The following is a 12,349-nucleotide window of genomic DNA, read 5'->3' on the forward strand; positions in this document are numbered from 1 at the left end:
GGTTATTCAAAAATAATAGTCGAAAGTTGTTGTAATGTTCAAAACACATATCGAACTTTATTTAATTCAAAATTTGCTGGAACAAAACTGTGGAATAGTTTTGTTAATACAGTTATTGCCACACTCTTACATTTTCATTTAAAAATGTTTAAACAAGTGTTTTAACAACTGCTTGACAACGTGGGCATAAGTTATCTAGTTCGCCTACAGAACCTAATGCTTCACTATAATTCCAACAACGTTCACATTTTTCTCCGTGAGCATGTTCAATGTGGATATCACCGTATTGATATGCTTCTCCATTTTCAACTTTATCAACTACCTCTGCTTGTGAAGTAATGAATAATTGTTGTAAATCAGAAAATTGTTGTAAAAATGTAGTTGCATCAAAGTTATCATTACTACCGATTACTACTTTGGCTTCTAATGATTTTCCAATTACTTTTTCATTACGTGCAACTTCTAAAGCTCGGTTCACATCGTCACGTAATTTCATAAATGTATTCCATTTTTCCATGAATTCAGCATCAACAGCGACACGTTCAGGCATGCGTGATAAATGCACACTTTCTTCCTCTACATGTGGAATATGTGACCATACTTCTTCAGACGTATGTGCTAGAATAGGTGCTAATAATTTCGTCATGTCTACTACAATTTGGTATAACACAGTTTGCATGCTACGACGTTTATGCGCATTTTGCTCTTCTATATATAAGATGTCTTTACCATAATCTAAATAGAAATTACTTAGTTCAACGTTAATGAAATTTTGTAATTCTTGATATATATCTAAATAATCATAGTTATCATAATTATCTAATGTGTTCGCAGTAAATTCACGTAATCTATTTAATAAATATTTATCTACTTCTAATAAATCAGATTCTGGGACTGCATCTGTTGACGGATTATAATCATTTAAATTACCCAACATAAATCTTAGTGTATTTCTAATTTTACGATATACATCAGAAGTTTGTTTTAAAATTTCATCTGAAATACGCACATCTGATAAATAATCAACACTACTTACCCAAAGACGTGCAATATCTGCACCTTTTTGTTTTACTATTTGATCAGGTACGATGACATTGCCCAATGATTTACTCATTTTTTTACCTTCACCGTCCATTACGAATCCATGTGAAAGTAACATTTTATATGGTGAGATACCTCTCGTAGCAACAGATGTTGTAATTGAGGAGTTAAACCAACCACGATACTGGTCACTACCTTCAAAAAATAAATCAGCAGGATAAGATAATTCCGGACGCTCTTCTAATACCCCACGGTGTGATGACCCTGAATCGAACCAAACATCCATGATATCTGTTTCTTTTGTAAATACACCATTCGGACTGCTTGGATGTGTGAATCCTTCAGGTAATAAATCTTTAGCTTCTCGCTCAAACCACACATTTGAACCATGTTCTTGGAATAAATCTGCAACATGATTAACAGTTTCTTTAGTCATAATAATATCGCCGTTTTCCGCATAAAATACTGGTAATGGCACACCCCAAACACGTTGACGTGAAATAACCCATTCGCCACGGTCTCTTACCATGTTATAAATACGAGTTCTGCCCCAATCAACCTTAAAGTGTGTATTTTCGATTGCATCTAAAATATCTTGACGTACTTTATCAATAGAAGCAAACCATTGTGGTGTTGCACGGAAAATAACAGGTTTCTTAGTACGCCAGTCATGTGGATAACTATGTGTCATAAATTCTAATTTCAATAATGAACCATTCTCTTTTAATAAATCTGTAATTTCTTTATTGGCTTTATCGTAGAACATACCTTCAAATTGACCGGCTTCTTCTGTAAATACACCTTTATCATCTACAGGGCTGATAACAGGCAAGCCATATTTTTGACCTACTATAAAGTCATCTTCCCCGTGTCCAGGAGCAGTATGAACACATCCTGTACCAGCATCTGTTGTAACATGTAATCCATTAATTACAAGTGACACACGATCAATAAATGGATGTTGTGTTTCGATATATTCTAAGTCACTACCTTTGAATTCTTTTTCTAGTTCAATGGCATCTTCGTCCCATTCTAATGCTTCTGCAACATTAGCTACTAAATCTTTACCAATGATATATTTGTCACCATTCACATTATATTGACCATAAACTAAATCTGGATGAACCGTGATTGCAACATTAGATGGTAGTGTCCAAGGTGTAGTAGTCCAAATAACGAATTTTGCATCTTCAGCAACAATACCTTTACTATCTTTAACATCAAATGCGACATAAATAGATGGCGAACGCTTATCTTGATATTCAATTTCTGCTTCAGCTAATGAAGATTCACTAGATGGTGACCAATAAACTGGTTTTTTACCTTTATAAATAAGTCCTTTATCAGCCATTTCACCAAACAAACGAATTTGAGCCGCCTCATATTCTGGTTTTAAAGTTATATATGGATTAGCAAAATCCCCTTTAACACCAAGGCGTTTAAAATCTTTTTTTTGATTTTCAATTTGCTCTAACGCAAATGCTTCACATTTTCTTCTAAATTCAGCAATTGATAATTCTTTACGCTTAACGCCTTTTTTAGTAAGTGCTTGTTCAATTGGTAAGCCATGTGTATCCCAACCTGGAACATATGGTGTATAGAAACCTTGCATAGTTTTATAACGCGTAATAAAGTCTTTCAAAATTTTATTTAACGCATGTCCCATATGTAAATTACCATTTGCATATGGCGGACCATCATGTAAAATGTAATGCTTATTATCTTTATTTTTTTCTAATGCTTTTTGATAAATATCATTAGCATCCCATTCTTCTTGAATCTTTGGTTCTTTGTTTGGTAATCCTCCACGCATTGGAAAATTCGTTTTTGGCATTAATAACGTATCTTTGTAATCCATTTCCTACACTCCTTATTACAATATTCTGACTTGTCTAGTATCTAACAATAAAAAGAACTCTAAGTTCAATTAACAGGGACGATATTTACCGCGTTACCACCCTGATTAACTCAACTTAGAGTTCTCTCATTGCATGATATTCAATTAAAACGACAGTGATATAAGAAACAAATATATATTAGGCTCGCACTATCCCTAACTCGCTTGAATATATCGACTGTTTCTTACGCGTCTGTTGTTTGTTTATTGTTTATTACCATTATCTGTTGCTTCTGCATCCGCCTCTGCTGCACTATCTGCTTCAGCCTTTGCTTTCATTGCTTTTTCTTCTTCAGTTAATTCATTTTCATTTAAATGATTAATGTTCTCTTGCGTTACTTGTTCAGAATCAAGGTCATAATTCAATAAATAATCCCAATCATCATTTTTAAGTAAATCTAGCTGTGCTTCTACTAACATACGGAAACGAGATCTAAATATTTTAGACTGACGCTTCATATCTTCTGTTTGGAAAGAAAGTCGACGGGCTTTTTCAACTGCATCATTGACAATACGATCTGCTTCACTTTTCGCTTTTGCAATTGTTGCCTCTGCATCTTTATTTGCTGCTGCTTTCGTTTCTTCTCCAGCTTGTTTCGCTTGAACTAATGCATCACTCACTGATTGATGCACATCTTTATAAGATTGAATATTCGTTTCTTTATCTTCAACAACTTTTTCTAATTGTGCTTTATCTTCTTTTAAACGTTCAATTTCATTACTGAGTTGTTCTAAATAACTTTCAACTTCAGTTGGTTCAAAACCCGTTTTAACACGAGTAAATGATTTGTTTTTTATTTCACTTGGTGTAAAAGCCATGCGCCATTATCCTCCTTTTATCATACACTATTTTGTTATTTCATTAAATATCAGAAATAAAATTTATTTTATATCATATCATTGCTAATATTAGTCGTTAAAATTCGGTTGTTTTACACTTTATAAGTATAACTTATTTAAATAAAGTTTTGTAGGAAATTCGTGTTTTATCTTTTTTTGTTTTTCCACCGATATCAACAATCATTGCTCTTCCGTAACCTTGAATAGACAGTAAGTCACCTTTGTCCAGTTGGAAATCAACAGAATCAATGATCGTATGATTAACTTTAACGCGTTTCTTTTCAATTAATTGTTTGCTAATAGAACGCGATTTACGAATCATTTCTTTTAGAACGACATCTAAACGTAAACCAGATACGGTTGTCTCAAATGACTGCCAGTTCTCCTTTGATTGTACCATATCTTTTATGGGTATCGCATTTAGTTTAACTGTAGCACCTTTGATTTTATTTAATTCCAATATAATATATGATTCTAATTGCTTTGTCAAAGTAAATTGTATACTTTCATCTACCACAATGTCACCTAATTGGTCTCTTTCGATACCTAATGACATAATTGTACCCAGTACATGTTGATGTTGAAGCGTGACAAATTTTTGAGGATAATCAATTTCAAAAAGGATGATTTCAAAATCTTCCACTTCAGGTTGAAAGTAATCTGGTGCTATGATTGCTCTTTTTCTCTCAGCAAATGGTCCTCCATAAAATGTAACTTCTAAATCTTGAAAACTACCAACTACAACATTTAATATATATTGGCCTCTAGGATCTAAAAAAGAGGTTAACACAGGTGCAAATTGTTCATTGGCACGAAAACATTTATCGATAAGTTGATCGATTAACTCATGTTCTTCTTTTCTAAAATGTTGATAAATATCGATGTGATTTCACTCCAAATATAAGTTAAAGCACCTCTCGTTTTTAACGTTAGGTGCTTAACATTTATTTTAAAATTTATTCAATTATTATTTATTCACAGTACAAAACTCACACTAAATTTCTTAAAATCAAATTAAAAATATTTGCCAAACCAGTTTGGAATAATACAAGTACAATTATTGCAACAATTGAAGAAATATCAATCATGCCGATGGGCGGAATAATTTTACGGAAAGGTTCTAAAAACGGCTCATACAATTTTGATAAAAATCGACCGAATTTATTTTCCCGTGCACCTGGAAGCCATGACATAAAGAAATACACAATCATCCCAAAGTAATAAATTTTGACCAAGAATAAAATAAATTGAAATATATTTGCTAATAAACCTATATCCATGAATGTTTACCTCTATTCACTTTGGTATTCCATATTTTCAATTTGGTCCGTTATGCTTCCTGCGACTTCAACATTATCTGGCGTACATAAGAATATATCAGAACCAACACGTTGAATATCTCCACCAATTGCATAAACAGTCCCACTTAGAAAATCGATAATTCTTTTTGCCGACACTTTATCAATGCGTTGTAAGTTTACTAAAGTTGCTCTGCGATTTTTTAATTCATCTGCAATATCTTGAGTATCTGAAAAGACGCGTGGTTCAAATAAACACATTTTAGAACTTTCTTGCGTAAATCCATAATTATTTTGTTCTTGATTATTCATGTTCACAACGTTCCTAGCATTATTTTTAGGTGCACTGTTATTCATTTGATACTTCCTTTCCCCTGTTGATTGTTGTAATCTTGTTGGTTGTTTTTTGGGTACGGACTGTATACGTTGTCTTTCTGTATTTTCAGTTTGTTGGTTATTATAACTTGTTTGAGACTGTGCTTGTTGTCTATCTTGTTCTTCTTCGGGTGGCGCTTTTAAATCATCGTCTTCCTCTTCAACTACGAAAAAACCACTAAATAAATCTTTTAAAGCCACGGGGCTCACTCCTCTTTTCCTACAAGTTTAGTCCCAATTCTCACAAATGACGCACCTTCTTCAGCTGCTAAATGGTAATCATTGCTCATTCCCATCGATAACTCTGTGCATGGTGCATAATTTAAATTGAGCGCTTTAATTTCATCTCTTTTTGCTCTTAATGATTTGAATAAATCTTTAATATACGGTTCATCATCCGTATATGGTGCCATTGTCATAAGACCAGTAATTTCTATATTTTCATATTGCTCTAAATCTTTAATAAACGTAACTACTTCATCTAAAGCGATGCCTTGTTTTGACGTTTCTCCAGAAACGTTTACTTGAACAAAACATTTCACTTTATGTTCAGCTCTTTTATTAATCTCTTTTGCTAATTTCAGACGGTCTAAAGCGTGAAAATAGTCGATATCATTGATTACCTCTTTTACTTTTCTTGTTTGTAAAGAACCGATAAAATGCATGACTACATCGTCTGGTAAAGCTGCTTTTTTTTGTTGAAAACCTTCTAAACGATTTTCACCAAAATGTCTAATACCTGCTTGGTAAGCATCATTAGCTCGCTCTATTGTAACATATTTTGTCACTGCTATCACGTGCGGGACTGTTGTAATATTTCCTTTTTTACAATGTATGTCCAATTGTTTATTTATTTGCGTTAAACTTTGTTGTACATCCAATTTTTATACACCTCTTAATTATTGACCAATATAAGCTAACATACGACCAGTATTACCTTTTTCTACTCTATATGAAAAGAATAAAGTTAAATCTTCTGATGTAGCATAATTCGTTATATAAATATTGTTTTCAGGGACGCCACCATACGCTAACAACATAGCATTTGCTTTTTTTAAGTCTATACCGTGACGGTCTTCTGCTCTCGTCTCAATATATTGATGTGAATCTATAGGTAAACGTTCAAATTTACTTTTAATATCATCGTTAATTTCATATGATGTTGCTGTTGCTGGTCCTATAACAACTTTTAAATCATTTAAATCAAATGGCACATGTTTTAACATTTGGTTGACAATTTGTCCTACTGTACCACGCCAACCCGCATGAGCCAAACCAATAAAGTCATGCTTTTCGCTGTAAAAATAAATTGGTACACAATCTGCATAACACATGGTTAATAAAATATCCTTTTCAAATGTATACATACCATCTATACCATGTAACGCATTAGAAAGTCTATCAATATTGGTACCCTTATCTTTGTTAGTAATTTCAACCACTTTATTTTCATGTGTTTGAATTGGAAAAACCCATTGATTTCTTGGAAACTGAATTACAGAAGCAAGTAACATTTGATGCTTGGTAACATTATCTTGATCATCATTAATATATCTTGCCATGTTAAATGCATTTTTCGGGTAATTACTAAATCCATCTTCTCTTGTTGTTATACCCAATTTTACATTGTTTAATTGATTGTCATCATATTTTAAAATATGACAATCTTTAATAAATTTCTCTTGCATGTCATAAACCTCCAGCTCTTCAACATTAACAAACTATCTAAAGTCATTGGGAGATTCTAAATAATTGAAAACTGTATTTTGCTCTATAACGAAGTATTGCACATCTAATTATATGCCAATTTCTAAATTCAAAAAAGTCATCAGATCTTTGGACCTGATGACGTCTATATATTTTATATTGTCTTAATTAATATTAATTATTATGAAAAACTAACAGAAGAAGAAGTTCATTCGAGATTAACGTCTAGTTCTTCTAGAACGTCTTTCTTCACGATTTCTAATAAAGCTAGGAATATCATCTTCATTTGTAGTATGTGTTCTACTTTCATTTGCACTATCTGTAGATTGTGATGCACTAGAAGAGAATGAATCTTCTTTTGCAGTTGTACTTCCAGATGATGCACTATTGCCGAATCCTGTGTTTGAAGCTTTGCGACCTTGAGATGAAGGTTTATCTTCAAATCCAGTAGCAATTACTGTTACCACGATTTCATCTTGTAATTCTGGATTAATGACAGTACCGAAAATCATATTAACATCTTCGTCAGCTGCATCTTGTACAATATCTGCTGCTTCTTGTGCTTCGAATAACGATAGTGATTCGCCACCAGTAATGTTCATTAACACACCTTGTGCACCCACAATAGAAGTTTCTAATAATGGTGAAGAAATAGCTTTTTTAGCAGCTTCTACTGCACGGTTTTCGCCAGAAGACACACCGATTCCCATTAACGCAGAACCTTGGTTAGACATAATTGTTTTAACGTCTGCAAAGTCAAGGTTAACTTCACCTGAAACAGCGATTAAATCTGAAATACCTTGAACACCTTGACGTAATACATTGTCAGCTTCTTTAAATGCTTCCATCATTGGTGTAGACTTATCAACAATATCTAATAAACGGTCATTAGGAATTACGATTAATGTGTCAACAGCAGCTTTCATTGATTCTACACCAGCAGCTGCTTGTGTTTGACGTTTACGGCCTTCAAATCCGAATGGACGCGTAACAACACCAACTGTTAACGCTCCCATTTCTTTTGCGATTTTCGCTACAACTGGCGCAGCACCTGTACCAGTACCGCCACCCATACCTGCTGTTACGAAAACCATATCAGCGCCTTGGATTGCATCTTCAATTTGTTCACGTGATTCTTCGGCAGCTTTTTTGCCTATTTCAGGGTTTGCACCAGCGCCTAAACCACGCGTTAATTTTTCACCAATTTGGATTTTAGACTCAGCTTTAGATAAGTTTAAAGCTTGTCCATCCGTATTGATAGAAATAAATTCAACATTATTCATACCATGATCAATCATTCGGTTAACAGCGTTATTTCCGCCGCCCCCTACACCGATGACTTTTAACGTCGCTAAATGATTAAATCCTTGTTCAAATTCTAACATTTAAATTTCCTCCTAGTTTTAGTGGCCAATCAATCGAATAGTGATTTCATAAGTTTCTTGAACTTACTTTCTTCTTTGTCTTGAGGTTTACTTTCTTGTTCTACTTGTTCATGTTCTATGTTGTCTTCTTGTTCGTATGCCTCAGACGCTTCTGGTTCATCTATATCAGAAGTTGATGTATGTGGCTCTTCTTGTTTGTTTGATTTCTTTTTGAACCAATCAAATCCGCTTGACTTCGTACTATTTTCTCGATCATTTGATTCTATGACTTCTTCTTCAAATTCTTCACTGTCATGATTATTAATTGTAACATAATCTAGTAATTCATCGAAAGTAATGCTACTAGAAATCGTTGAAATCGCAGAAGAAAACTCCGGTTTTCTTATGCCCATTTGTGATGGTGTATGAATTCTTACTTTTTCACTTACCATATCTTGAAGCAATTCTTTAACGCCTAGTAAATTAGCTGAACCACCAGTTACAACGAAACCACCATTTACCTTTGTAAGACCTAACTCTTGTAATACATCAAACACATTAAAGAATATATCTTCTACACGTGCTTCTATTACATCTGCTAAATCTTTTTGAGTAAATTGCGCTTCTTCTTCACTATTTACTTGATCAATAGTGAAGACGTCATGATCAGACGCTGAATCAAAGAAAGCGTGACCATATTGATGTTTAATTTTTTCAGCCGTTTCATATGATGTATTTAAACCTTTTGCAATATCTTCTGTTATATCTCTACCAGCCATTTCTATAGCATCAGCATCTACGAGCTCTCCTCTTTCGTAAAATGCTAATTGTGTTATATCCTCACCTATATCGATGATGCATGCACCGAGTTCTTTCTCTGTTGCTGAAAGTACTGACCCATAGTTATATGCATCAGAATAAACATCTAATACGTCTACACCACAAGATTCAACACATTTAATCATGTTTATTAAGATTGATTTTTGAATGGCAATGACACCAGCTTCTACTTTTAAACTGTGTCTAGCAATGAGTTCTTTAGGATCTGACACTTCATTTTCGCCATCTACCACAAATTTAATTGGGAAAGCGTTTATTATTTCTGTTTCGGGTACATCATTTTTTTCACGAATACCTTCCAGTACACTTTCAATGTGTGTACCATCTAGTTCAGTATCTTCATAAAATTCAATTTCATTTGATTCATCAAATACCTCAGTACCGATAATTGGAAGTTTTAAAAACACTTCTTTAACATCGACACCTGATGCAATAGAGGCTTTTTTGATTGTATCTTTAACCGCTTGTTTTGCGATATCGAAATCATCAATAAGACCATTTTTTATACCACTTGTGTAGGTCTGTCCTGTACCTATCACATTAATTCCATTGTGAAATTTTTCGCCCACTATCGCTTTAACACTTGACGAACCGATATCTATACTTACATAATAATGCTCTTCCATAGATAGGCACCTCCTGACAATTACTTATTCATGTTCACACTATTAACAGTTTACAATACGTTTTGACGCTTGTGAACTATAAACACATGTATTTGTCTAAATTTTTTAATTATTTTTGTCTGATTCTTTATTTATCTTATTTAATGCACTTTGTAACTCGTCTTTAGCCTTATCTTCCTGTGTATTTCCTTTATCAACGTTTTGATCACTCGTTGATTTAGTCGTACTTCCACCACTATAAGGAATGAAAGAAGCACCAACTGACAAATCAATATAACCTGATTTTTTTAAACTTCCTGATTCATCACGTTCTAATGATTGTGACATTTGAGGATAATACTTCATCTTATTACCAATAGTATTTAAGTTACCCACAATTTGAATCTCATCTGTCGTAAATAGTTTGATTTGATTTTGTAAATTTTCTTGTGGATCATATTGCACTTCTGCAATCATACCTCGAACTTTTGCAGGCATTTTTGATAATTCTTGTATCATTTTTTCTTTTTTCTCTTTTTTGAATCCTTCAAGAACGGGACCGTCATCTGTTACATTACTATCTTCATAATTTTCTAACTCTGTACCATCTTCAAGAACGGGAACATAATCATCCTTCTTTTTAACTAAACCAACGATTTGACTTTCTGTCACTTTAACCTTCAACTTATTCGGTAATACTTTAGTCACTTCTGCATGTTTTATTAATTTATTCTTCTTTAAATTATTAACAGCTGTTGAAGTACTATAAGTATACATTCTTGAATCATCTTTCACATCAATAGCTTTTTTAATAGATGTTTTAGATACATTATCATTACCTTCAATGGTCACTGAGTTGATTTTACTTAATGGTGTGAACATATAAATAAGAATCAGCAAAATGATAAATAACAAAATACCGAAAATCGCATATTGGATTTGTTTTTGTTTTTTACGTCGCTTTGCACGTTTCTCTTTTAAATATTCAGAATCAAATTCACTAACTTTATCTGACATTTATTTCACAACCTTTAAAGTGAAGGTAAATGCGCTTGGAAACTCTTTATAAACTTATTCCCGCGCTCTTCGAATGTATTGTATTGATCCCAACTTGCACAAGCTGGTGATAATAATACAACGTCATTAGGCTCAATAATTGATTGTACTTTATCGACTGCATCTGTTACATCAGTAGCCTTTATTACATATTTGCCTTGATTCTCACCTAATTTTACAAATTTATCTTGTGTTTCACCAAAAGTTACCATCACTCTGACGTTATTCATATATGGAATTAATTCATCAAATCCATTTCCTCTGTCTAAACCACCACACAACCAAATTATAGGTTGTTTAAATGAGTTAAGCGCAAATTGCGTTGCTAAAGTATTAGTAGCCTTAGAATCATTGTAGTACTTATTCGTTTTGTTTGATCCCACATATTGAAGCCTATGTTCTATACCTGAAAATGTTGTCAAACTAGCAATAATTGCTCTTACAGAAATACCTGCTAATAATGCAGCTAATACGGCAGCTAGTATATTTTCTAAATTATGTTCACCTGGTAATACTAAATCATCTTTATGAATTAGTCGGAAACCTTTAAATGTAATATAATCATCTTTTACATAGATACCATCAACCTCTTGCTGTGTTGAAAAATAATATACTTTTGCTGTTAAAGATTCAGATTCAATCAAATGGCGTTGATGATAATTACATATTAAGTAATCATCTTCTGTTTGATTTTTATATATTTGTTTTTTGGCATTTTGATAATTCTCTAAATTTTCATGATAATCCAAATGTGCCGAATAAATATTAGTAATAATAGAGATATGTGGTTTATATTGATCAATGCCTAATAATTGAAATGAAGATAATTCAGTTATAAGGTAATCCTCTTCATCTACTTCTTGTGCAACTTTTGAAGCAACATAACCTATATTGCCAGATAATTTACCTGTAATTCTACTCTTTTTAAACATATCTCCAATTAGTGAAGTTACCGTTGTTTTTCCATTTGTACCTGTCACACCAATTATAGGAGCTTTTGAAACTAAATAACTCAATTCCACTTCAGTAAGTATTTTTAATCCTCGGCGTTCCGCCTCTTGAATCAACGGAACAGTATAAGGTATGCCAGGGTTTTTAAAAATGAGTGGCTCATTATCAAGTAAAGAAAATGGGTGCTCTCCACCAACAACTTTGACACCCATATTTTCTAAATCAATTGCATGTGCATCTCGACTTAAATCCTTGCCATCGTTAACAACGACATTTGCGCCAAGTTTTTGTAATAATTTCGCTGCTTCATATCCGCTTTTTGCCAATCCTATTACTAATACATCTTTATTTTCTAAACCTGTATATTTCAGCAAT

Annotated in this window: 11 protein-coding genes; all 11 read right to left on the reverse strand. The window is 33.1% G+C overall.

What is annotated here, in order from left to right; translation table 11 throughout:
* Positions 1 to 148 precede the first annotated feature (148 nt).
* Complete coding sequence (gene ileS, locus KA867_RS10095; protein WP_210137910.1) at positions 149 to 2,899, reverse strand: isoleucine--tRNA ligase; 2,751 nt, start codon at positions 2,897 to 2,899, stop codon at positions 149 to 151.
* 243 nt (positions 2,900 to 3,142) lie between these two features.
* Positions 3,143 to 3,757 (reverse strand): DivIVA domain-containing protein, encoded by a 615-nt coding sequence (locus tag KA867_RS10100; protein WP_210137911.1) that lies wholly within the window; start codon positions 3,755 to 3,757, stop codon positions 3,143 to 3,145.
* 133 nt (positions 3,758 to 3,890) lie between these two features.
* Entirely contained in the window at positions 3,891 to 4,661 is a 771-nt protein-coding gene (locus tag KA867_RS10105) for a YlmH family RNA-binding protein (RefSeq protein ID WP_210138066.1), read from the reverse strand.
* Between the two features lie 106 nt (positions 4,662 to 4,767).
* Positions 4,768 to 5,058, reverse strand: coding sequence for a YggT family protein (locus tag KA867_RS10110; RefSeq protein WP_210137912.1), 291 nt, complete (start codon positions 5,056 to 5,058; stop codon positions 4,768 to 4,770).
* Between the two features lie 12 nt (positions 5,059 to 5,070).
* The gene (locus tag KA867_RS10115) at positions 5,071 to 5,652 is read right to left on the reverse strand and encodes a cell division protein SepF (protein ID WP_210137913.1); all 582 of its coding nucleotides are present in this window, start codon (positions 5,650 to 5,652) and stop codon (positions 5,071 to 5,073) included.
* Positions 5,653 to 5,657: 5 nt separating this feature from the next.
* A complete protein-coding gene (locus tag KA867_RS10120; RefSeq protein ID WP_210137914.1) occupies positions 5,658 to 6,332 on the reverse strand; it encodes a YggS family pyridoxal phosphate-dependent enzyme in 675 nt (224 codons plus the stop codon).
* 18 nt (positions 6,333 to 6,350) lie between these two features.
* Positions 6,351 to 7,139, reverse strand: coding sequence for a peptidoglycan editing factor PgeF (gene pgeF, locus KA867_RS10125; protein WP_210137915.1), 789 nt, complete (start codon positions 7,137 to 7,139; stop codon positions 6,351 to 6,353).
* Between the two features lie 237 nt (positions 7,140 to 7,376).
* Entirely contained in the window at positions 7,377 to 8,543 is a 1,167-nt protein-coding gene (gene ftsZ, locus KA867_RS10130; protein ID WP_210137916.1) for a cell division protein FtsZ, read from the reverse strand.
* Between the two features lie 29 nt (positions 8,544 to 8,572).
* A complete protein-coding gene (gene ftsA / locus KA867_RS10135) occupies positions 8,573 to 9,988 on the reverse strand; it encodes a cell division protein FtsA (protein ID WP_210137917.1) in 1,416 nt (471 codons plus the stop codon).
* Between the two features lie 105 nt (positions 9,989 to 10,093).
* Positions 10,094 to 10,984, reverse strand: a complete 891-nt coding sequence (locus KA867_RS10140) for a cell division protein FtsQ/DivIB (protein ID WP_210137918.1) — start codon at positions 10,982 to 10,984, stop codon at positions 10,094 to 10,096.
* 14 nt (positions 10,985 to 10,998) lie between these two features.
* Positions 10,999 to 12,348 (reverse strand): UDP-N-acetylmuramoyl-L-alanine--D-glutamate ligase, encoded by a 1,350-nt coding sequence (gene murD, locus KA867_RS10145; protein ID WP_210137919.1) that lies wholly within the window; start codon positions 12,346 to 12,348, stop codon positions 10,999 to 11,001.
* Between the last annotated feature and the right edge of the window lies 1 nt (position 12,349).

Origin of the sequence: Staphylococcus sp. GDH8C109P, assembly GCF_017893405.1 — a bacterium.
In the GTDB taxonomy this organism is placed as follows: Bacteria; Bacillota; Bacilli; order Staphylococcales; family Staphylococcaceae; genus Staphylococcus; species Staphylococcus cohnii.